A 22,809-nucleotide genomic window follows, 5' to 3' on the forward strand; every position below is an offset into this window, starting at 1 on the left:
CGCCAATGACGCTGGTTTTTCGGCTGTTCTTCCAATTCACCGCACGATAGACATCTCGTGAGGCGCAAAGAAAAAGGGGAGAGTCCGATGAAAAGCCAGAAACCAGGCCTTGTCCGGCACGTCTTGCGAATGTCCCTGATGAGCTGCGGGCTCGTCGCGGGTTTGTCGATGGAAACCTCTGCGTGGGCAGAGACAGCCGGTTCGGCTGAGCCTGCACAAGCTGCATCGGAGGCGGCACCGGTACCAAAACCTGCACCGCCACCTCGTTATTCGATGCCGTGGATGTTGCGACCGGTGGCGGCGGCGAACGTGGTGCGCGCCGATATGGTTTTTGCATTCTCGAAGGCGCGCGACACGCAACCGATCCTGTTTCTGGGGAGCTTCAAGGTTCGACCGAACCTGGCGGTGATTGCGCGTTTTGGATTCATCCGCAACACGCCGGCGGGAGGTGAAAGCGCAACGGCATTCGTCAATCCGGCCGTTGGAGCGCTCTACGCGCTGCCGCTTGGCAAGAGCTTCAAGGCGAGTTTCTTTGCGGGCACGACGATCCCGATTGGGCAAGGTGGCGGCAACGAGCCGAACATGGCGAGGCGTGGCGCGAACCTACCTTCAGGCATCTTCGGGCGAGCTTCCGTGGACAACGCGCTGTTTCAAATCAACTACATGACGCCCATCGTCGGAGCAGACATCGCGTACATCGGCCACGACATGACGGTGCAGCTCGAAGCGACAGTGCTGGAGCTCATCCGCGTACGAGGCGAAGAGGTCGACAAGGATGCGGCCAAGACAAACCTCGTGTTTGGGCTGCATTTCGGCTACTTTCCGATTCCGCAGATGTCCCTGAGCGCTGAGCTTCGCTACCAATACTGGGCGTCGAACCCAGCGTTCGAGGCGATGAACAACCCCGATATCATGGACAACTGGACGCTCGGGTTCGGGCCACGGGCGCACATCAAGCTGAATGAAAAGATGTGGCTGCGTCCGGGTGTGTCGTTGACGCTGGGGCTCGACCTGCCCACGGGGTTCGCTGGCACGGGCGCCGAGTACAAGATCGTGCAAGTGGACGTGCCGTTTTTCTTCTAAGACGCTGCACACTTGGAAGTAGGGCAAATCGGGCCGCTCAATTTGAGTACGGGCCTGGATCTGTACGCTCGCTTCGCGCGCGTGGGACGCGCGCTGCGCGAGAGTTTGTTTACGATGGGGGGCTCGCAGGCGGCTCTATAAGTCTTTTGGGTCTACGACCCAAAAGACGAGCCGACTGCTCCGCCCCCCATACCCCCCGATTTGGCCTTGAGCGAATTGTTCGGCGACAGCAATTCGTACGGAGCTAAATCAATTTGCGGGCGGCGTCGAGGTTGAGGCGCCCGCGGAGGACGCCTTTGCCGCGCTCGCTCTCGGCAGCCGAAAGCGGTGTGGCGCTCTGCAAAAGGACACTGCGAACGGCACGACAATCGGGCTTCTGCCCTCGGCTCTGCTGAATCGCGAGGAACAAGGCGGCAATGCCGGCCACGCGCGCCGCAGCAAAGGTCGCTCCGCTTTGAGCAACCGTGCCTCCACCAGGGGCCGCTCCGATGACCGATTCACCAGGTGCGACGACACCACTGTCTCGATACGTCGGTCCCCACATTCCGAAGTCGAGCAGCTTGCCCTCGGAGTCCTCGGCGGCGACAGCAAGCACGGTCGATGCGGCCGTCGGCACGTGAAAGTGTTCGTTGCCGTCACCTTCAGCGGCGACGACGACGAGCACGTTACGCTCGGCAGCGCGTGCAAGCGCCTTGGCGAGGGCATCGAGCATTCCGGCATCGGGGGAGAGTGCACCACCATGCAGCAGCACGATGTGTGCACCGTGCTCGAGCGCTTCGCGAATGCCTCGCGCAAGGTCGGGCGGGTTTCCTGCGGGAACCGATTGGTCCGCTCGAAATGCGTGAACGGGCACGATGATCCCGCGCGATCGAGGCGCGACACCAGGAGCCGAACTGTCAGGCTGACCAAACACGACACTCGCTACGTGCGTGCCATGCGCGCGATCAGCAGCTTCGTCATGAGAGGCCGGCATCTCGATTGCCGTGACGTTCGCTCCAGCGAAAGCGGGATGCGTGAGATCAACGGGACCGTCGAGAACGGCGACGCAGATATCAGAGCTGCCAAGCGTTTCGGATTGAAGCGCGGCAAGACCAGGCAAAGTGGATCGCGGGTCGGTGGACATGGGCCCGGCCAGTCTAACCGCAAGACGATCCTTTTGTTGAGACACTCCAGGCGTCGAAAAACGGCGTTCGGTCGTTTACCGCCGCACCCCACTTCGTGGACCTGGTCGACACGAATGCCAGAATTAGGCGGGGAACATTCGGTAGGAAAAACCACGACAACCGACGGCCCGTTCGAACCGAGGGTGCCGAATTTGGTAGCTCTTATCGCAAATATTCGAACCGAGGGTGGCTCATTTGAGCCAAATCGACCACGTTAGGTAATTCCTATTGCGAACGACTGCTAACGAAACGTGTCGTAAAACACGCGTGCCTTGGACTGCGGGATAACGTACGTCGCGTCGACCCCGTCTCGACGTGCGTATACAATCTCACGCCCGCGGTGGACATCGGTCGACCCGAACAGGAATCGCACCGTGCGTTGCGGATCCACAACGGGGCTGCTCGAGCCATCGTCACGCCGCGCGCGTTCGATGGTCACCGTCAACGCGGGTGGGTCGAGTCCCTGTTCCTTGCGCGGTGCGCCCACGCTCACCGCGACATCCGGGGCAAGCTCGCCAAGCGCATCCCGCAATTCCGCTGCGCGCGCAGTTGCCGACGGATCCCCCACGATCCGCAAAGCATCGCCCACTCGTTCGAGCACCAACGGTTTCTTGCCTTTGTCCGTCGATGCAACGGTCACCTTCACGATGTCACCCAGATCGAGACTGAAAACAGCTCGATCGAGTAGCCACTGGTTTGCCACCGCCTCGACCGCACGCGGCGCAACGAACACGGCATCGTCGCCAGCGATCCGCGCGAACGAACCGCTCGTCGTTGGTGCTCCAATCAATACGCGAATGTTGCGCGCACCCGCATCTCCCGATCCGATGTCGGCATCGATGACGATGCGCGGTTTGTCCAAACCAAAGGATCCATCGTCCTTTTCAGCAACGAAGCGCTCGACCTTCAACGGAAAGAGTGTCGTCGCAACGTCCGAGCCGAGACCGATGTCCGCGGCGAGCCCTCGTCCCGAAGGCTCCGTCAATTTCCATCCACCCTCTGCCGTGCGTTCGATGCGTTGGACCCGATCTCCCTGTTCGATTCGGAGCGCACGAACAACGGTCTCCGGATGATCGATCACGGTGAGACTTCGCAGCGCAACGTCACTGGGGAACAGATCGCGAAGCGCAGCGGCTGGAAGCACGAGCACGTCACCATCTTTGCCTCGCGACACGGCCACGACGTCTCCTCGCGGCGCGCCGACGACGATTTCTTCGACGCGTTCCACGTCGCCCCCGTCTTCGCCATGCGCTGGCAAGAGCGACGTGAGACGAATCGTCCCGTAAGGTTTGTCCAGGCCCATGGCCGCACGATCCGGATCGATGAGCACATCGGTCGCACGCAGGCCGAGAAGCCCTTCCAGCAAAGCTCGTCCAGCCGATGCATCGACTTCGCGATCCACGGGCATTCGCTGGTGAAATGCCGTGCCCTTGCGCGCGAGCTCCAGCCGTTTGTCGCCGGACGTGAAGGCCACTTCCTGCACTTCATCGAGGCTGCCCACGAAGAGCGCTCGATCCACGAGCGCATCGGGAGACTTGGTCAAGCCATCGGCAATCGCTTTCGGCACACACGCGGAGATGCGCGTTGGTTCACGCTGGATCGCGACGACATGCTCGGGTTTGTCCGGGCAATCACCACCGACGGCAAGAACACCCCGCGGGCGCGCTGAATCTTTGGGCACGAACGTGATGGTGACGGCTGGGCTGGACGCCTTGTCCGCGACGTCGTCGGCCAAAAATGAAGCTGCATCCGTGCGTCCGAGCGTGCTCAGAAATTCATCGAATACGCGCCGCGACACTCGCTTCTTCGCTTCCTTCGTGGGACCCGCGAGGCGCATTTCGTCACTGTCCGGCTGCGCGCGCTCGAGGTGATACGCAAACGATGGCGAAACCACCTCGAATCGCGCGATGTCCGGTGATGAATAAGGCACGAGTCTTCGAGCTCGAAGAAACTCTGGATCCATATCGAGCGCTTCGGCGAGCTCTTTGGTGACGACGAAAAGATTCGTGCCCGCATCGGTCTTGACCTCGGCATACACAGCACCTGGAGGCGACGACGCCGCAGCACCGAGGGTGAGCTGCGTCGTGCGACCACTCGTCGTGACGGATACGCGGAGGCGAGGGTGGTCCATTCCGAGCGCGCTCGGTTCGACGCTGCCTGACGCAACAGCGCGTTCGTACGTGGCAAACTCGAGCGTCCCGAGAAACTGATCGACCTGCTGCTCTTCCGCGGAAAACGTAGCTGCCCCGAGCGAGACGTCCCAAAAACGTTGTCCGCGTGCATCGGGCGCCCTTCGTGTGAGTTTGCCCGTTTTGCCGCTGCGTTCGATGGTCACCTCGGAGATGTCGTCCGGGCGCCATGCAATGAAAATGTTGCGCTTACGCTGCTCGGCTTCTTGCGTGGTGACCGCGCCTCGATCGATCACGAAGACATACACCGCGCCCGACACTGCCAGCACGGACAGGACGATCGTGGTCGCGTGCCGCTTTGCCGTGGCGGCGAGACTCATTGATCGTCACGCGGTGTCGGCCCGCGCCTCCGCTCCGTGCTGCGTCGTCGCAACTGAACCGCCAGACCCACGAGCACGCTGGCGAGCGGAATGAACACGACGACGTAGCGAAAAATCGACGTGAGCGATTCTTCGGAAAGCCTCAAGCCAGCGGTCATCGCAGGCTTCTTCGGGATGTCGATGGGCGTGGGCGCGCTCGTGAGCCACGCAATCGCGCTCTCGATGAAAACCGCCGTGCCGCGCAATTCGTCGGCCATCCAGTTCTCGCCCATCATGGGAGACGACGACGCGACCGCGACCATGCGCGCACCGCGCGCTGCGCCTTGTCGAGCAGGTAGTTCGGACGCAAATGCAACCGTGAGCGGCCCCTTGGTGTCGCCATCCTTGGCAACGGGTTCCGAGGGGTCCTTTGCCCATGCGAAGAAGTCGACCATGCCAAACGCGTCGTCGCTCGTGACGAGCAGCGGCGCTACGGCAGCCGCACCTTTGCCCGTTGCTTTCATCGAGCTTGCGACGGTGAGCACAGGACCCGACCCGGTCTGTTCCGCTCCGAGAAACCCTTCGGTGACGGCGTGTGGTTTGGTGATGGGCATGAACGTTTCGCCAAACCCTCGCGACGAACGCAATCGCGGATCTGTTTCGAAGATGAAATTTTTATTTATTTCGAGGCCAAACGTTCCAAACAATTCTCCGAGCCCCAGGTCGACGTAGTGCTCCGAGTTGTCATCGGGCACGGGCCCCGCGGCAACGAGCACGTTGCCTCCCTGTTCGACGAACGCCGTGAGCTTTTGCGCATCCTCTTGGGAAAACTTTTCCGTTGGACCAGCAACGATGACGACGCGACAACCCGCATACGACGTGCGTGCCGCGTTCTTGTCGTCCTTGTCCGCCGCAGCAGGCTTGGTCGACACGCTGACGACGTCATGCCCATTGAGCCTGAGACGATCCCGCAGTGACGCGAGGCCGCTCGAGCCCTGTTCGATGGATTTTTCTCCGTGACCCGTGGTGAAGCAGACCTGCGGGCGATCGGTCGACACGACGGCGCGAATGCCAACCGTGAGCGCTTGTTCGAGCTGCGGACGAGCGCGCATGTCTTCCGCATCCTCGATTTCGACGAGGTCGCGCGGCGTGATGAAGTGCGCTCGGTCGCCTCGAGAGACGACGATGGAGGCATCGGTGATCACCCGACCTTCGATGACGCGCTCGTCGTACTTGCGTTGGATCGCGAGGAACTCGGCGGCATGACGATCGGGATCGGTGAATCGGACGTCGAGGCGTGTCGTTTCGGCGCCATACGCGGCGAGCAAATGCCGCATCGATAACGAGAGCGGATCGGAGGCTGGTACGAGCACGTCGATCCGAATCGGTTCGCTGAGCGCGTGCAGCGTTTCGACGGTGGCGCGGCTGAGCGTGTACAAGCCGCTCTTCGTGAAGTCCCAACGTCGGTAATGCCGAGCCGCAACGACGTTGACGAGCAGCGCGAGGACCATCGCTGCGACGAGCCCGATGATGACGCTGAACTTGGTGCTTGCCGTGGTTCCGGCCGGCGCGACGCTCGTGCGCTCGGGGGCCGCTTCGGGTTCCGCACGCGTTGTTTTTTTCGCCGAGCCTTCTGAAGCGGGGGCTGCTTTTTTTAGCTTCTTGCGTTGGGTTTTACCTGACGAACGCTTCGGAACGTCGGTCGGATCCGTGTCCTTGGTGGGTTTGTCGTCGCTCATCCCCACCTCCAGGCATCGACGGCTCGCGTGGTGACGAACAAGGGGAGGGCGATTACCGTGGCGTCGTAAACCAATCGCCGCGAATCGAGCAGGCCACGGGACGCGTCATTCATTTGTGTCCAAACGGATATGTGCGTGGCGATCTCGTGCACCGTTCCATCGGGCACGATGAACTCGGCGAGGCCGAAGAAAAACAGACCGGAGATCGCGAGCGCCGAGAGCACGGCAGCCGTGAGCTGACTTTGCGCGAGGGCGCTGGTCATGATGCCAATCGCCAAGTACCCACCGCCGATGGCGAGCACCGCGAGGTAGCTGGTGCCGACGACGCGCCAATCGATGTCGCCGTTTTGCATGCGTATGACGACGACGTAGAGCAAGGTCGGCGCCCACATGGCCGCATACGTCACGAGCGCCGCGGCGTATTTGGCGAGCGTGACGCCCACGGCACTGACGGGGGCCGTGAGAAGCGTTTCGATGGTGCCGCTTCGTCGCTCCTCCGCGAAGGAGCGCATCGTGAGCAAGGGGCACACGACGAGCAGCGGGACGTAGAGCAACATCGTTTGACCAAAAAACGATTGCACCGGGCCACTGTCGCCAATCGATTCCGGCGGAGCCGAAGCGAAATTGATGACGATGAGGAAAAAGTGCAGCCCCTGGAGGAGCAGGAACGACGTAATCGCGACCCACGCGAGCGGCGTGACGAAAAGCGCGAAGAGCTCACGCTTGAAGATCGGCCAGAAACCCCTCACGCGTCACCCTTTCCTGGCTCTTCGGAAGACGATGATTCATCTTCGACAAACCTTTCGTCGCCACGCGTAAGCTCAGCGAAAACTTGTTCCAAAGACGCTGCTCGCGGGACGACTTCCCGCACGAAAAGCCCTGCATCGACGAGGGCCGACACGATGAGCTCGGCGGTGTCGTTGCCTTGGGCATCGCGATCGTACGAAGCGGTGATCGTGATGGCATCGGGCGACGGTGTTGCAGTGTCGTCGACGGCGGCTTTGGCAACGCCACTGGATGCGCGTACGACCTCGAGAGCTCGAGCGCGGTCGCCGCGGACGACGATGCGCAGGCCGGATGCTCGACGCATTTCGCGAAGCTCGGCGATCGAGCCGGAGGCAACGAGTTTGCCGCGGGCGATGACGAGTGCGCGGGTGCAGGTTGCTTCAACCTCGGAAAGAATGTGGGTGGACAAAAGAATGGCGTGTTTGTCGCCGCGCTTTCTCACGAGGTCTCGGACTTGGCGGATTTGATTGGGATCCATGCCCGCGGTTGGTTCATCGAGGATGAGAACGGGGGGATCACCGAGGAGCGCATCGGCGAGGCCCACGCGTTGCCGGTAGCCCTTCGACAAGTGGCGAATGAGGACATCGCCGACGTCTGCGATGTCGACTTCTTTCGAGACGTCATCGACGGCGCGCGATCGATCACGGCGCGGCAAACGTTTGAGCTCGGCGCGGAATGCGAGGTATTCGCGAACGCGCATTTCGGGATAGAGCGGACACGTCTCGGGCATGTAGCCCAGCTTTTGACGGGACAGGATCGGTTCGTCGGCGATGTCGTGACCGTCGATGCGGATGCGGCCTGCAGATGGTCCGAGGAAACCTGCGAGCATGCGGAGCGTGGTGCTTTTGCCTGCACCGTTGGGCCCCAAAAAACCCACGACTTCTCCGCGTTCGACATGGAACGAGATGTCGGAGACTGCGCGAAATGCGCCGTACGACTTGGAGAGCCGATGGACGTCGATCATCGAAGGAGAGGGCTTAGCGCACGAAGGGCGGAAGGAAAAGACGCTCATGGGCTTGGCCCGGCGAGCGCGACCATGAAACCCTTTGGAGCAGAGGTAGCGGGCAGGCCGCTCCTCTGGTAGGAGCCGTCAACGGTTATGGACCAAGCGCTGCTACGTTCGTATCTAGCGACGATTTACGAGCTACCCGGGCCGAACGGATCGCCGCTTCGCGCGTCGCTCGATGGCGAGATCGTCCAAGATCACTCGGCGCTCCCCGAGATTCTGACGCGACGGTTTGCCGTGCTGACGGCGTACAACCCGCGTTCGATGTTACTGCCACGTAAGGTCAACGAGCAGCGGCATCACGTTCTGCGCGATTTGCTGATCCTCGGGTGCTATCGCGTCGAGCCATGTGTCGGATCAGAAGCCGAACCGGATGGCGTTTGGCGTGAACCGGCGTGGCTCGTGTACGGCATGGAGCGTGACGAAGCGATCGCGTTTGGCCGTGTTTATCGGCAGAACACGATCGTGTATGCCGAAAATGGGCGACCGGAAATCATCGTGACCGATCCGACGGCGGACGACGTGGGACGCACATTTCATGGCAACTGGCGGGTGCGCTCGTGACATCCCCGCGGCGTTGTTCACTCCAAACCTCGATGATTCAGAGGAGACAGTCGAAGATGCACAAGGAATCGGTGATGTCGTGCGCGATCGTGGGAGTCGTGCTTCTCGTCGGTACCACCGGCTGCGGGCAGAAGAAGATCAACGAGTGCAATCAGCTGATCGAGGTCATCAACAAGGGAGTCGAGAGCCTGAACAAGGCGTCGAAGGCGAACGCGAACGATCCATCAGGAACGGCCGACTACAAGACGATGGCCGATACGATGGAGGCCGTCGCGGCAGATGCAGCCAAGGTGGAGCTTTCGGTTCCCGAATTGAAGAAGCTGTCGCAGGACTATCAAGCGATGGCGAAAGAGGTCGCGAAGGCCGCTCGGGAGATGGTGGCCGCGGCAGATTCGCAAGACTTCGGCAAAGTGAACACGGCGAAAGCGGCGGTCGAAAAAGCGGTCAAGCAAGAAGACCCGCTCGTGGACAGCATCAACAAGTTCTGCCACGCGCCGTGATTCAAGGGACGAACCGGTAGCCGACTCCACGTACGGTGATGATGTGACGAGGGTTTGCCGGTGAGTCTTCGAGCTTGGTACGAAGCTGAAGAATGAAGTTGTCGACGGTGCGGGGGGTGCCGTGATGACCGGGACCCCACACCTGTGCCTGAAGCTGCTCGCGCGTGAGCACGCGACCGCCGGCATTGACGAGACAGACAAGTATGTCGAACTCGGTCGCCGTGAGCTCGACGAGCTGGCCCGAGCGGCGAACTTCGCGGCGTGAGGGGTGAATCTCGAGGTCGGCAGCTCGGACGGGGTTCGTGTCGTCACCTCGGGCAATGGCATCTCGGCGAAGGACCGCTTTCACGCGGGCAAGCAGCTCGGCCAAACTAAACGGCTTCGTGATGTAGTCCTCGGCGCCGAGTTCGAGGCCCATGACCTTGTCCATCTCGGCGCCGCGCGCGCTGAGCATGATGACGGGCATCGTGTGGCGTTCGCCTCGGAGCATGCGGAGAAGCTCGAAGCCGTTCAGCTTGGGGAGCATGACGTCGAGGATCACGAGGTCGACGCTGCCCTCTTTGGCGCGGGCAAGTCCGGTTTCTCCGTCGGTTGCGACGAGGACGCGGTACCCCTCGGCAGAAAGGTTCATCTCGAGGCCCATCGCGATGCTTTCGTCATCTTCGACGATGAGGACCGTTTTCGACGTGCCACCGCTTTGTCCGACCCGATTCATGCTGCTCGGCTCAATAACACGGAATGTCGCGAAGTTAGATGCACTTAGGCCACGCCGCCCGTCGTGGGTTCTTGACGCGTTGCATGCGCCTTGTTGTCGAGCGGCAGGACGAGGGTGAACGCGCTTCCCCTTCCTTGCTCGCTGTCCACGATCACGCGTCCACGGTGCGCTCGCATGACGTGTTGCACGATGGCAAGGCCGAGGCCGGAGCCTTCTTGTTGGCGCGCGAGCAAGTCGTCGACGCGGTAGAATTTCTCGAAAATCCGCTTGTGCTCGCGACGCGCGATGCCTTTGCCGTTGTCGCGCACGGTGATGCAAATGTCCCGTCCCGCTTGCGAAGTGGATAGCTCGATCTTTCGTGGCTGCCCACCGTACTTGTAGGCGTTCGAGAGCAGGTTGACGATGGAGATGACCAGGGCCTGTTTGTCGCACCAGAGCTTGGGGAGGTTGGGATCGATGCGGACGTCGAGGTCGACGTGCCTACGTTCGCGGGTGGGTTCGAAGGCCGAGATGGCTTCGTCGATGATGGGTGCGACGTCCTGTTCGCTGAGCTCGTAGACGCGCCGGCCGCTTTCCATGCGGCCCCAATCGAGCAAGCGGTCGATGAGCTGCTGAAGGCGGGCGCTTTCTTTGTTGAGGGCCTGAATGCAGCGGTCTTCGGCATCTTTGTCGCCGCGTCGGAGGACGAGGGTTTCGGTGAACATCCGGATCGATGTGAGCGGCGTACGGAGCTCGTGGGAGACCTTGGAGACGAAGTCAGCCTGAAGCTCGGACAGGTTGCGTTCGCGGTGCAGAAAGACCCAGACCAAGATGACGCCAGTGACGAGGGCGCTCGAGAAGGTCAGGACGAGAATTCCGATGAGGATGTCGTACCGAGCTTCGCCGAGGACGACGAGGGACACGCCGATCGCGCTGAGGAGCACGGACGGGACGATGACCAGGGTTACGAGTAGTTTGACGATACGTCGATAACCGAGGGTTGTGAGATCTCGCCCTCTGCCGCTCACACTCATCGCTGGACAAACGTAGCGCGAGGCGGACGTGGTGGGGAGGCAGGATGGTGCGCATTGGAGGGGCGAGTCGATGTAAGCTCCCGATTCGTGCAGACCTTGGTTGAGCTGATAGCGAAGAAGCGCGACGGTGGACGGTTGTCGAGCGAGCAGATCGAACGGCTGGTGCGGGCGTTCGGAAGCGGCGAGCTTGCGGACTACCAGATGAGCGCGCTGTGCATGGCGATCTTCTTTCGCGGCATGGATGACGAAGAGACGGCGGCGCTCACGCGAGCGATGCTGCACTCGGGGGACGTCATCGACTTGAGCGGGGTGCCCGGCATCAAGGTGGACAAGCACTCGACGGGCGGGGTGGGCGACAAGGTATCGATTTGCTTGGCGCCACTGGTTGCGGCGTGCGGGGTTCCGGTGCCGATGGTGAGCGGCCGAGGGCTTGGGCACACGGGTGGCACGTTGGACAAGCTCGAGGCCATCCCAGGCTTCAACGTGTCGCTCGATGTGGATGCTTTCGTACGTATCATGCGCACCCTCGGTGTGTGTATGATTGGACAAACCGCTCGAATTGCGCCTGCGGACAAGCGGATCTACGCGTTGCGGGACGTGACGGCGACGGTGGAGTCGATACCGCTCATCGTGGCGAGCATTCTTTCGAAGAAGCTTGCCGAGGGGATCGACGCGTTGGTGCTCGACGTGAAGGTTGGTCGTGGCGCGTTCATGAAGACCGAGGGCGAGGCGCGCGTTTTGGCTGAAGCGCTGGTTCGGGTTGGAATTGCTGCGGGGAAACGCGTTGTTGCGGTGCTTACTGATATGAGCGCTCCGCTTGGCGCGTCTATTGGGAATGCGATTGAGACGCGGGAGGCCATCGAGGTGCTTCGTGGCAATGGGCCGGCGGATCTCGTGGAATGCACGCTGGCGCTGGGCGCAGAGATGCTTGTTTTAGGAGGGGTAGCTGCAAGCGATGCCGAGGCGCGTGGTAAGCTGAAAGGGGCGATTGCGACTGGCGCGGGGGCGCGCGTATTCGAGCGGATGATCGAGGCACAAGGGGGTGACCCTCGGGTGGTCGAAGATCCGTCGGTGTTGCCTGAAGCTCCTGTCCACGTGGTTGTCCGGGCCGATCACGATGGGTTCGTCGCGTCCATTGATCCGCTGGAGTTGGGCCTGACCGCGGTTGCCATGGGTGCGGGGCGGACCCGAGCGGACCAACCCGTGGATCACGCCGTGGGGATCGAGGTGTTGGTGGCGCGTGGAGCCAAGGTTGAGCGAGGTCAATCGCTTGCACGGTTGCATGTTCGTACGCACGGTGCGGGCGAGGCGCTTTTGGAGCGGGTGCAGCAAGCGTTCCGAATTACGTATGAGGCCGTGGAAGGTACGCCGCTCGTATTGGGGAGAATCGCGTAAGACAAAATGCGTATTTCAGCGGATGCAACCCTCCGACGTTGGCGGTTGCCAGCCCATGCTCGAAGCCAAGCTGTTGAAATCATGTGGTTTCGACTGTTGAGCGTAACGAAGATCGCTTGACCATGGCGGAGGGTGGCGGCCGCCACCCTCCGCCATGGCGGTCGCCACCCTCGGTCGGCCTAAATTCGCTCGTAACTATGCGAAATCGTTGAGCGCGATCCGTCGGCATGCTTCTCGCAATATGCCCCGGCCATGAGCAAGCCCCGTCCCATTCATCCTGGTGCCACATATCTCATCACGCGCCGCATCGAGCGTCGCCATTGCCTGTTGCGCCCCGATCCCGAGATGACCCGCTTCATTCTCTATGCGTTCATCGTCTCCGCGCATCGTCACGGCATTCAACTTCACGCATTCTGCGCCATGTCGACGCACTTGCATTACGTCGTTTCCGACCCGCAGGGTCGACTGCCGCGCTTTTTCGAGATGTTTCACCAACTCGTCGCGCGTGGCATCAAAATTCTGCGAAAATGGGACGGCTCGCCTTGGGATCGCGCTCAGACGAGTGTCGTCGAATTGTGCACACGGCAAGCCATCGTGGAGAAAATCGCTTACACCCTGGCAAACCCCGTTGAAGTGGGACTCGTTCGTCACGCGCACGAATGGCCAGGCGCAAAAACGAACGTCGACGACATTGGAAAAGGATCCATCCAAGCACAACGCCCTGACGTCTGCTTCAGCCCGAAAAACCCTGAATGGAAATTCGAAACCAATTTCGAAGTTACGCTGCCACCGCCGATTTCCGAAGCAGACGCACAAGCATTTCGCGAGGATATCACGGCGGAACTTGCCAAACTCGAAGCCGCTGCGCACGCACGCATCCCAGCGCGTCGCGTGCTCGGCGCAAAACGGGCGGCCAGAGTGCCTCCGGAAAAGCGCATCACGACACCCGAGCCCTTGCGCCAGCGTATCCCCACATTTGCTGTTGGGCGTGGCAATGCCGAAGCGGCCCGCATTGCTGCGCGTGCCGTGCGAGCCTTCCGCGCCGCATATCGAAAGGCATTCCAAGCATGGCGCGCAGGTGACCGCTCGGTTCCATTTCCAAGTGGCACGTATCAGATGCGCGTGCTCCATGGCGTAAATGTGTGCGTAGCGGGCTAGTACGTAGTGCGGTCGAAGTAGAGCGCCGCCAACGCCGGAGCTCGAGGCATCGAGACCACGCGGTCAACTTCGACGGGGTAAAATAGCTGACTTCGCCCCGGTGCTCAGGCCGTCGTTTGTCCAAGTAAACCGGTCCACCAATACGACCGGATCCGACGCGGACAAAGGATCCACCTTGCCGAGCACCCAGCCGTCGATCGTTCGACCGTCGCGTCGCACGCGTAGGCGCACGAAGTGCTTGTACCCTGGGTGCGAAAGTACGCTGAAGGCTTGATGTTGTTCGATTCCGAAGAACGTGAGCAACGTCAAGTAGCCACCGAACACGAATGCGGCGCTGAAGGAGGCGATGACGAGGGCGAACCATGGTTCGACGGCCATGATGTGCGAGGCATCAATACCCGCTTTGGTGAACGCGTAGCTCAACGCCATGTGGGTGACATGCGGCAAGAATCCCATTGCCAGCCCGGCAAGCGTTGCGAGCGGGTAGATGCCAAGCGCTCGGTTACGAAAACCCGCAAGCATCCGACATGCAAACGCGACGACCAAGGCGGTGCCCAGCGCAATCGCAAGCGGGGGAATACCTAGCCAGCGATCGAGCCCTAGGCCGATGGCATAGATCGCTCCGATTGCGAGGTGCACCAAGTACCCCGACCGACCTTGCGCCATCTGCCAAGGGATCTGCAATGCGAGCGCAAGGGACGCCTTGGGCCCTGGGAATTCGGCGGCCGGCGGCGTCATGCCCATGCGCGCCATTCGTGCCGGGTGCAGGAACGCGCCGCCCCCGCCTGCCGTTACGTGCTCACTGTTTCCAACTCGTTCTCGCGAGTAATGATGCGTGTCGCCTGTCAGCACCAAGAGCCCGTCATCGTCAAGGCGCAAGTGCAGCGCATCGAGGATGTGTTGCCCGGCAGGGTTGGTCTCAAGAAACGCTCTTGCTGGGTCGGCGAGGCATAGAACGAGCCCCCGACCCTCTTCCCGAAGCTCGGCAAAAAAAGCGCGCTGCTCGAAGTCAACCGCCCGAAGTTGCCGATCGGCACCCCATAAGTCGAGCCCTGGCGCAAGCCGCAGCGCAAAGTAGCTCGCGTCCTGCACGGTGACGTATCCGCTGAGCGGCAAAATGGATCGCTTCGTCACGTAGCGGCCAACGCGGAAGGCTTCGACCCATTGCACGAAGTGTTGGATTTCGGCAAACCGCACGACCTCGTTCGGTCTGTCCGCTCCGGCCGCATCAACCGTTCCTCGGCGCGAACGAAACATGCGACCAAAACCGTCGAGACCTCCGTACCAGTCGTGGTTGCCAGGAATCCCCACCAGCACTCGTCGCTTGTTGTCCCGAACCTCGGCAAGCGCGCGTGAGAACGGTACGATCACGCGGTTGTGGATCTCGAGCTCCGTCGCGACTGGATAGGCCGTATCCCCACCGAAGAGCAGCATGTCGCCACGCGGTAGGAAGAGTTTGTCCCCGGGGCGCAGCGGATCCTCAACCTCGTACGTCGAGAACAACATGCGCGCCACGGCTTCGCTAACCGAGCTGTCATCGCCCGTGTCGGCGACAAAATCGATCCAAAGGTCACGCTCGAGTCCCTCGGTGAGGGACGACGCGTTCGGCTTTCCACCAAGGACGGCGATGACCCTCTGAGTCATCGCCTCAGGCGTGCTCGGGCGCATCCACGCACGGCTATCGATGTCTTCGGTCGCGATGACACTTGCGGCCAGATGCCACAGGTGCCCCCAAAAAGAGCGAACGCTGAACCAGGCAACTGCTTGCGGATACTTGACGCCCCGTGTGAACAGCAACCTCGGTTCGTCAGCAGGGGCAGGCGCGGGCTGAATGGGTTCTCGACTGACGCGCGTTTGCGTCGGCGCCCCAAGAATCAGGTTCGAAAGTGGCATCGTTGTTTTCGTCTTGCCACAATGGGCTCGAGTTCGTGCAAACTCTATACTCCGGGCGAACGTCCCGGTAGGGCCGGCCGACAGTCACGACGCGAAACGTACGGTGCCAAAAGATCGCCGAAACCGGCCCCAAAGCCACGATGAAGGAGAGCAGGATGAGACATGTAGTGCGGTTCGCGGCCGTCGTCGCGCTTGCAGGAGTCCTCGGGTGCAACGAAACCAAAACGGATGCTCCAGCGACGACCCCCGAAGCCAAACCTTCAGCCGCTGCGGCGTCGGCTGCTCCCGCCGCAAGTGCGGCTCCTGCAGCAACCGCAGAAGCGCCGAAGGCAGATTCCAGTGCGGCGCCCGCCACAGCGTCCGCGACGCCGCCGACCGAGGTTGCGAGTGCCGCTTCGAGCGCCACGGCTGCTCCGGCCACGAGCGCTGCCGCGGCATCATCGGCGAGCGGTCCAAAAACCTACGACTGCGGGGCCAAGGGGCAGAAACCGTGCCCCATGCAAGGTTGGATGAAGGGCGTCATGGGCCCGGCGTCCTCGAGCGGCGATCCCGAAAAAATCGCCAAAGGCTTGGACTACATTGCCGCCAAACCTCCGCCCGGCATGGGACAGTGGACAGCCATATCGAAAGATGGCTCCGCAAAGGCCAAGGCCGGCGACATCGATGGCGCCAAAGCGTCATGCAAAAAATGTCACGATCTTTATAAGGAAAAATACAAAACCACGATGCGCGACCGGCCGTGGTAAAATCTTCGAGGTTTCTTCAAACCCGGCGGCCGTAACTCGGTCGTCGCCTCCTACCTGACTTGCTTCGCCGGCTCACCTCCTGCGCAAATTCCGGAGCATCCACCACCGACCTGCGCATCGTTGGGCTCGCCCGTCGCAAACCCGTTGACAACGCGCTCGACATGTGGACGAAAGTGGGCGCTCACGTGTCCACGCAAAACTCGTCCAGCGCTTCCCGCCGCCCTCTACCCGCGTCGACATCGGTGTCCGACGCTCGAACAACTTCCGCTTCGCCCGGCTCTCCGAAGGGCCGAGGTCGTCCCAAGGGCCCGTTTACGCAGCATCGCCGCCTAGACAACTTGCGCGCGCTGCTCCAAAAACATCCCAAGGGTTTGACCATCTACGAGCTCGCAACAGAGCTCCAGGTCACGCCCCGGTCGATGCGCCGTTACCTCGCCGAAGTCCGCCGCGACCTGGACCTCGTGTCAACCTCGGCCAAACCCGGCGGCGTACGCTTGTGGCGCCTTGCCCCCGGCGAGGCACCTCGGCGCGTCGAAGTTCGCCGCACCCAGGCATACGCGCTCCTCGCCGCGCGACGGTTGTTCGAGCCCATGCGAGGCTCCACGCTCTACGAAGAGATCGACTTGGCCGCCCAGCAACTCCTCGGTGTCGCTCGCCGCCCTGGCCGCGGCCCGAATGCAGGCGTTGCCGATGCGCGCCTCGAAGAACGCTTCTTGTACCTGCCGTTCGCCCCCAAAGACTACGCCGCACACACCGAAGCGCTCGACGACATCTTCCAAGCCGTCGCCGACTTGCGCCCCCTCCAATGTCGTTATCGACGTGCGCGCGACGGCCGCGAAGAAAAAGTCACCATCGAGCCCTACGCCATGGTCCTCTACAAGGACGCCATTTATTGCGTCGGCCTTCATCGAGGCCGCGGCGAAATCCGCACGTTCTTGCTCGACCGCATGCGCGACACCGAATGCGCCACCACCGAACGCTTCAACTTGCCCGCAGACTTCCGCGTCGAAGATTACTTCCAAGGCACGTTCGGCATCTGGTCCGGCGGAGCTGCAAAACGCGTCGTCATCGACTTCAGCGCCAAGGTCGCCGAATACGTCAGCACCCGCAAAGTGCACCCCTCCCAAGTCATCGAAGAACTGCAAGGTGGCGGCGTGCGCCTCACGCTCGACATCGCCGACATGACCGAGCTCACGTCGTGGATTTTGGGGTTTGGCGAAACCGCACGCGTCGTCGAACCCGAAGAATTGGCCATGCGCGTCCAAAAAGAATTGCAAAATGCGCTCGCCAATTATCAGTCCCCTTCGCCCCCGCCAAAGCTCAAGAGAAAGTAAAAATCGCGCAGCATCGTGCCGCGGAGCATCTCGCTCCGCGGCCAGCCGTACTCGTTGGATGAATGGAAGAGGTCATGCGAGCGCGTAGCGGCGCTCGGTCAACGGATGGCCTCGAGCGCCTCGGCGATCATCGCTTGGTGCTCGGCCGGATTCGCCCAGCGCGCTTGACCTTCAGGCGGAAGCTGATCGATCGGATCGAAATACATGTACTTTTGCCCGGGTTTTACGCTCGGACTTTCGTACACGCTGATCCCCGTCGTCCGATTGTAATGCTCGTACGAATGAGCATCGCGTTTGCCCCCTCCACCGGGTGCATCCACGACAAACGTCGGCGTATTGAATCCAGCCGTCGAGCCGCGCACGTGCTTTTCAATCGCAATGCCCGTCGCCACCGTCGTGCGCAATTCTTCCACGCCTTTCACCATGTCGTGCACGTACACGTAATACGGATGCACGTTCAAGTGCCCGAGGCGCTTCACGAGCAGCTTCATCGTTTCCGGATCGTCGTTCACGCCGCGTATGAGCACGCTTTGGTTGCGCACCGTGATTCCACGCTCGAACAGCTTCAGCATTGCATCGCGCGTGATCCCGGTGATCTCGTTCGGATTGTTGAAGTGCGTGTGCACCGCAACCTCCTTGTGGAGCTTTCTCCCAAGGTCCGCAATGTACGTCACCGCGTCGATCCATTCGTCGTCCGTCAGGATTTTCTGCGGCATCACGGCCGGACCCTTCGTCGCCAAACGAATGCGCCGAATGTTGTCCATCTTCAGCAACGTCTCACCAATCGAGCGGATCTGTTCGGGACGCAAGTTGTACGCATCCCCGCCCGATACGACGATGTCCTCGAGCTCCGGACGCGACGCGATGTACGCGTACGCGGCGCGCCACCTTTGCTCGTCGACCTTGAAGTGAGTTTTCTCGACTTCCTCGGTATCGATCCCGACGGCATAACTGCGCGTGCAGAAGCGGCAATACACGGGGCACGTATCGAGCGGCAAGAAGAGCGCTTTGTCGGCGTACCGATGCGTCAAACCCGGCACGGGCGCGTCGGCCCGTTCGTGCAGCGAATCCAAACCGAGCTTCGGGTGGTCCGGCAGAAAGCGGGACGCGAGCGGGATGAACTGCGTGCGCAAAGGATCCCGATACGGGTCGTTCCAGTCGATGAGCGACAAGAGGTACGGCGACACGCGCACGCTCATCGGCGCGCGGGCAAACCCTTCGGTCGCATCCTGGATGAACTCTTCGCTCACGAGTCCGCGCAGCGCTTCGAGGAGTTTGTCTGGCCGAGTGATGGACTTCTTGGACTGCCAGCGGTGATCGTAAAACTGCTCGTCCGTCACGTCGGCGTATGCGGGAATCCGCCGCCATTCGGGCACGTCCTTGAAGTTCTTGTACTCGAACATCGACGGGTCCACGGGAGGCTTCAGCGGAACGATCTCGTACGTGTGACGCTTTTGGAGCTCGACGAGGCTATGGTCGGTCATGGCTGCGCGCCGGCGCGGCTCCTTTCATGGATGCATAGGCACAGCCCAGCAGGGGCCGGGCAAGGCGAGCTGCCTATAGAACAATTCGAGTTTCGTGCAACCCGAGTCGTACAAGGATAGCACACGGGACGGTCGTTTCAGGGACGACCTGCACGTGCGAAGGGACTGCTGCGTTGCGTTGGACGCGTGGGGCTTGGGGCGACGGGCGCTGGCGCAGTGCGTTCAGGGCGTGTGTTTCGCCGGCATGGTCTCTCGCTCGGCGATTCGGGCAGACTTGAAAGTTCGGTAATGTGAAACCACGCAACCAACGTAGCCTTGAGTTTCCTGATAGGGCGGAATCCCTTGATATCGCAGAACTGCCGCTTCACCCGCGTTGTAGCCCGCGACCGTGAGCTCCAAGTCTCCATTGAAGGTGTTTGCGAGAATTCGCAGATATCGCGCTCCTCCAAGGATATTCTCGCGAGGATCGAACGCGTCGCGCACCTGCATGCGCAGCGCCGTGGCTGGCATGATTTGCATCAGACCTTGCGCGCCGACGGGCGAAACGACCCGCGGATCGAAATCACTTTCGCACTTGATGACGGCTCGAATCAATTCTTCCGGAAGGCGATAGAGGCGTGCTCCTTCGCGAATCCACGCATCGTACCGATTATGCCGCTCCGGGGAACGATCGCTCGGCATCACGGGCATGATGTCTCGCGTCTTCTTTTTGCTCCCGTTTGCATTGCCGGATGAAATCTTGTCGACTTTCGTTCCAGGCTTTCCGCGCGTGGGTTGACTCGTCACGTGCACGTTTCCTTGCGCATCCGTGTACGTGTAGATGTCCGCGGAAGCGGCGTGCGGTACGAGCGAAAGCGTGCCCAAGACGAGGGCACCGAGGACGAACCGAACGGGCTTGGGTAAAGGAGCGAGCATTCGATCCGAGCCTAGCGCAGCGAACAATCTGTGCAAGGTCAATGGTCAAGGGCGGGGCGGCGGCTTTGGCCAGGGAGGAGCCTCGACCCCATCGACCGTCACGCGCGCGAAGCAAGCGTGCAAATCCTGGCCCGGCTACTTCCCCCACAAAGACGTCGGCAGCCCATTGCGATGCGACAGCGCGAGCAAATCCATGGACAGCGCAACCGTGAGGTGCACCAAAAATCCCGAATAAATGCTCTTCGTCCGCATCGCCAGCGATCCGAGCGCAATGCCTGCCACGATGGCCCCCGCAGCTTCCAAGTACGGTTTGCCGTAGTGAATCATGCAATAAGGCACGCACATCGCGAAAATGGCGCCCGAGCCCAAAGTCGTCCGCAAGCCCGATAGCCAAAATCCGCGGAAAAACACTTCGAGCCCAAAGAATTGCGCCGCGTACATCGATTCCCAAAGGAGAAAATCGACCCACGACCGCGAACACTGCTTGTAGAATGGATAATAATTACTGAATTCCGGCGTGAGCGACACGATGTAAACCGCCGGCAAAACGACGCCCAGGCACAACAAATAAATCCACGCGTGCTTGGAAAAACCTTTTACGCGCAGACCCATGTCGAGCAAACTGTCTTTGCGAAAAATGATCTTCCAGATCACCATGGGCATCACGACATACCCGAATACACGGGTAAATGCCCACCAGCCATAACTGTAAAGCTCGTTGTAGCGCCGCATGTTGACCAAATCAGCAAACATCGACCCGGACCTCTCCAGATCGCGCAGCGCCGGTCGAAGATGCGTTTCGTAAAATTCGCGGCCTCCGTAATATTCCTGCAAAGAAAGCACCAGCGCCGTGATGACGAAAAGCACCGCAGGACGCGCATCGTAACGCCCAGAAACGAGCGTCTTGCGCTGATGCTCGTGCGCAATGACATCGAGCTCGCGCCACGTACTTCCAAAAAAGAACCACAGCACGGGCGCCAGCGCCAAACATGCCACGAGCGGAAAAAGCGCCTTGATCCCCGTCTCCCAAAGCGACGGACTCATCGGCGCCGGACCCAACGCAAAAAGCGCTCCACTTGCAAATGTCATGGGCGGCTCGTCAACTCGCAGCGCTGCGGCAAAGCGTAATGGCGTGGTCGATTCGGGCAAGAACGCGTTCTTTGCCAATCAATGCAAGCACGTCGAAAAGACCCGGGCTCGCGGACCTACCCGTCACGGCCACGCGCACGGGTTGCGCGACGTCCTTGATTTCGAGCCCATTTGCCTGAATGAATTCATGAAATCGCGCATCGAGGTTCTTCGCGCTGAAGTCATGGGTGGACGCAAACAAATCGCGAACTTTCTCGAGCGTCCCCGCTTTCTCGGGCCCGAGGACTTTCTTGACGGCTTTCTCGTCGTAGACGGGCAAATCGCGGAAGAAGTAATCCAGCGCTTCGGCCCCGTCGGACCACGATTGCGCACGTTCGCGAATGAGCGGCAAAAGCGACGCGATCCGAGCGCGATCGACGCCGGAAAACCCGCGCCTTTCAATGAACCGCGAAAGCTCGTCAATGTACACGTCGTCGGGCGTGAGCGCCGGGTTCTTGAGGTGCTCGAAAGCAATCGCCGAAAGCTTCTTCATGTCGAATTTGCCATCGGCCTTGCTGCAGTTTTCCCAGCCAAACTTGGAAATGAGGTCCGGCATCGAGAAAATTTCTTGATCGCCGAAGGACCAACCGAAACGCACCAAGTAGTTCAATAAACCCGCCGCTGAAATGCCTCGATCGCGGTATTCGCCCACCGAAACGGCCCCGTGACGCTTCGAAAGCTTCTGACCGTCCGGGGCGAGCATCATCGGCAAGTGCGCAAATTGCGGCAACGTTGCCTCGAGCGCTTCGTACAGCAGTATCTGCGGCGGCGTGTTGATCATGTGATCGCGCCCGCGCGCCACCAGCGTGATCCCCATCGTGATGTCGTCCACGACCGCGCCGAGGTTGTACAGCGGCACGCCGTCGGAACGCATGAGCACGGCATCTTGCAGCGTCGACTTCGGCGTCACGACCTCGCCGAAGACCAAGTCCCGGTACGTGACGTTTCCCGCAGAAGGCGCGCGAAATCGCAGGACGCTCGGCTTTTCAGGCGCAGGACCAACCCTGTCGCGACACGTCCCCGGGTAGCGGAACTGCGCTTTCGGATCGCGTTTTTTGAGCGCTTCGCGCTGCGCATCGAGCTCTTCCTTCGTGCAGTAGCAGCGGTAGGCGGCGCCTTTGGCGATGAGTTTGTCCGCGAATTCGCGGTAAATCTCGAGCCTCTCCATCTGCCGGTACGGCCCGCACGAACCGCCGACATCGGGACCTTCGTCCCAGGCGAGATCGAGCCAGCGCATGTCACGCAAGATGATCTGCTCGTTCTCGGGCGTGCTGCGTTCCCGATCGGTGTCTTCGATGCGCAAGATGAACGTTCCGCCCGTCTTGCGAGCCCAGAGCCAGTTGAAGAGCGCAGTGCGAACTCCACCGATGTGCAGATAACCCGTCGGGGAGGGAGCGAAACGGACGCGAGGCTTGCCAGACGACATGGCCCGCGCCTCTAGCACAACAGCAGGGCGGATGCGACGACAGGTTCGCTCATGTCATGGGTTGCAGCTTACAGCTTGGTGCTGAATTCTTCGCATTTCGCTACCCTTGGTCGGCCTTATTGTGTTGTGTTGTACGTGTATGAATAACAAGAAGGGCGCAAATTTTGTGAACGATGGGCCTTGCGATCGCGGCGTCCAGTCTGCTACATAGGCGGACCTCATTTTCCGCGCGAGTCATCTCGCGCACTTCACACGGCGTGGTGCTTCGGGCAT

The 22,809-nt window shown here is 61.0% G+C and carries 19 protein-coding genes; 7 read left to right on the top strand and 12 right to left on the bottom strand.

The window, feature by feature from the left end:
- Positions 1 to 87: 87 nt before the first annotated feature.
- The gene (locus IPM54_05815; protein ID MBK9259336.1) at positions 88 to 1,083 is read left to right on the top strand and encodes a hypothetical protein; all 996 of its coding nucleotides are present in this window, start codon (positions 88 to 90) and stop codon (positions 1,081 to 1,083) included.
- Between the two features lie 244 nt (positions 1,084 to 1,327).
- Here the strand turns inward: IPM54_05815 and IPM54_05820 are convergent, their stop codons facing one another.
- The 5 genes from IPM54_05820 to IPM54_05840 all read right to left on the bottom strand — a co-directional run bounded on the left by IPM54_05820 (position 1,328) and on the right by IPM54_05840 (position 8,223).
- The gene (locus tag IPM54_05820) at positions 1,328 to 2,206 is read right to left on the bottom strand and encodes a S8 family serine peptidase (GenBank protein ID MBK9259337.1); all 879 of its coding nucleotides are present in this window, start codon (positions 2,204 to 2,206) and stop codon (positions 1,328 to 1,330) included.
- Positions 2,207 to 2,487: 281 nt separating this feature from the next.
- The gene (locus tag IPM54_05825; protein ID MBK9259338.1) at positions 2,488 to 4,755 is read right to left on the bottom strand and encodes a DUF4340 domain-containing protein; all 2,268 of its coding nucleotides are present in this window, start codon (positions 4,753 to 4,755) and stop codon (positions 2,488 to 2,490) included.
- The gene (locus IPM54_05830) at positions 4,752 to 6,473 is read right to left on the bottom strand and encodes a GldG family protein (protein ID MBK9259339.1); all 1,722 of its coding nucleotides are present in this window, start codon (positions 6,471 to 6,473) and stop codon (positions 4,752 to 4,754) included. The genes IPM54_05825 and IPM54_05830 overlap by 4 nt, the downstream gene beginning before the upstream one ends.
- The gene (locus tag IPM54_05835; GenBank protein ID MBK9259340.1) at positions 6,470 to 7,222 is read right to left on the bottom strand and encodes an ABC transporter permease; all 753 of its coding nucleotides are present in this window, start codon (positions 7,220 to 7,222) and stop codon (positions 6,470 to 6,472) included. The genes IPM54_05830 and IPM54_05835 overlap by 4 nt, the downstream gene beginning before the upstream one ends.
- A complete protein-coding gene (locus IPM54_05840; protein ID MBK9259341.1) occupies positions 7,219 to 8,223 on the bottom strand; it encodes an ABC transporter ATP-binding protein in 1,005 nt (334 codons plus the stop codon). Before IPM54_05840 ends, IPM54_05835 begins: the two co-directional genes overlap by 4 nt.
- A 135-nt stretch (positions 8,224 to 8,358) precedes the next feature.
- On the opposite strand from IPM54_05840, the gene IPM54_05845 reads away from it, so the two are divergent.
- Both IPM54_05845 and IPM54_05850 read left to right on the top strand, forming a co-directional pair.
- Entirely contained in the window at positions 8,359 to 8,829 is a 471-nt protein-coding gene (locus IPM54_05845) for a DUF3293 domain-containing protein (GenBank protein ID MBK9259342.1), read from the top strand.
- Positions 8,830 to 8,903: 74 nt separating this feature from the next.
- Positions 8,904 to 9,329, top strand: coding sequence for a hypothetical protein (locus IPM54_05850; GenBank protein MBK9259343.1), 426 nt, complete (start codon positions 8,904 to 8,906; stop codon positions 9,327 to 9,329).
- 1 nt (position 9,330) lies between these two features.
- On the opposite strand, the gene IPM54_05855 is transcribed toward IPM54_05850, so the two are convergent.
- Together IPM54_05855 and IPM54_05860 are read right to left on the bottom strand one after the other, a co-directional pair.
- Positions 9,331 to 10,044 (bottom strand): response regulator transcription factor, encoded by a 714-nt coding sequence (locus tag IPM54_05855; protein MBK9259344.1) that lies wholly within the window; start codon positions 10,042 to 10,044, stop codon positions 9,331 to 9,333.
- Positions 10,045 to 10,088: 44 nt separating this feature from the next.
- Positions 10,089 to 11,057, bottom strand: coding sequence for a two-component sensor histidine kinase (locus tag IPM54_05860; protein ID MBK9259345.1), 969 nt, complete (start codon positions 11,055 to 11,057; stop codon positions 10,089 to 10,091).
- An 87-nt stretch (positions 11,058 to 11,144) separates the two neighbouring features.
- On the opposite strand from IPM54_05860, the gene IPM54_05865 reads away from it, so the two are divergent.
- Together IPM54_05865 and IPM54_05870 are read left to right on the top strand one after the other, a co-directional pair.
- Positions 11,145 to 12,452, top strand: a complete 1,308-nt coding sequence (locus IPM54_05865; GenBank protein ID MBK9259346.1) for a thymidine phosphorylase — start codon at positions 11,145 to 11,147, stop codon at positions 12,450 to 12,452.
- A 252-nt stretch (positions 12,453 to 12,704) separates the two neighbouring features.
- Positions 12,705 to 13,610, top strand: a complete 906-nt coding sequence (locus IPM54_05870; GenBank protein MBK9259347.1) for a transposase — start codon at positions 12,705 to 12,707, stop codon at positions 13,608 to 13,610.
- A gap of 63 nt (positions 13,611 to 13,673) precedes the next feature.
- On the opposite strand, the gene IPM54_05875 is transcribed toward IPM54_05870, so the two are convergent.
- On the bottom strand, positions 13,674 to 15,254 hold the full coding sequence (locus tag IPM54_05875) for an AtpZ/AtpI family protein (GenBank protein ID MBK9259348.1): 1,581 nt from the start codon (positions 15,252 to 15,254) through the stop codon (positions 13,674 to 13,676).
- Positions 15,255 to 16,000: 746 nt separating this feature from the next.
- On the opposite strand from IPM54_05875, the gene IPM54_05880 reads away from it, so the two are divergent.
- On the top strand, positions 16,001 to 16,249 hold the full coding sequence (locus tag IPM54_05880) for a hypothetical protein (protein ID MBK9259349.1): 249 nt from the start codon (positions 16,001 to 16,003) through the stop codon (positions 16,247 to 16,249).
- A gap of 161 nt (positions 16,250 to 16,410) precedes the next feature.
- Positions 16,411 to 17,583, top strand: coding sequence for a WYL domain-containing transcriptional regulator (locus IPM54_05885; protein MBK9259350.1), 1,173 nt, complete (start codon positions 16,411 to 16,413; stop codon positions 17,581 to 17,583).
- 98 nt (positions 17,584 to 17,681) lie between these two features.
- On the opposite strand, the gene IPM54_05890 is transcribed toward IPM54_05885, so the two are convergent.
- The 4 genes from IPM54_05890 to IPM54_05905 all read right to left on the bottom strand — a co-directional run bounded on the left by IPM54_05890 (position 17,682) and on the right by IPM54_05905 (position 22,536).
- A complete protein-coding gene (locus IPM54_05890) occupies positions 17,682 to 19,067 on the bottom strand; it encodes a KamA family radical SAM protein (protein ID MBK9259351.1) in 1,386 nt (461 codons plus the stop codon).
- A 222-nt stretch (positions 19,068 to 19,289) separates the two neighbouring features.
- Positions 19,290 to 19,982: a lytic transglycosylase domain-containing protein gene (locus IPM54_05895; GenBank protein MBK9259352.1), complete on the bottom strand. Its 693-nt coding sequence runs from the start codon at positions 19,980 to 19,982 to the stop codon at positions 19,290 to 19,292.
- A 135-nt stretch (positions 19,983 to 20,117) separates the two neighbouring features.
- Complete coding sequence (locus IPM54_05900) at positions 20,118 to 21,071, bottom strand: CPBP family intramembrane metalloprotease (GenBank protein ID MBK9259353.1); 954 nt, start codon at positions 21,069 to 21,071, stop codon at positions 20,118 to 20,120.
- 10 nt (positions 21,072 to 21,081) lie between these two features.
- Positions 21,082 to 22,536 (bottom strand): glutamate--tRNA ligase, encoded by a 1,455-nt coding sequence (locus tag IPM54_05905; GenBank protein ID MBK9259354.1) that lies wholly within the window; start codon positions 22,534 to 22,536, stop codon positions 21,082 to 21,084.
- Positions 22,537 to 22,809 lie beyond the last annotated feature (273 nt).

This window comes from Polyangiaceae bacterium (genome assembly GCA_016715885.1).
GTDB lineage: Bacteria > Myxococcota_A > Polyangia > Polyangiales > Polyangiaceae > Polyangium.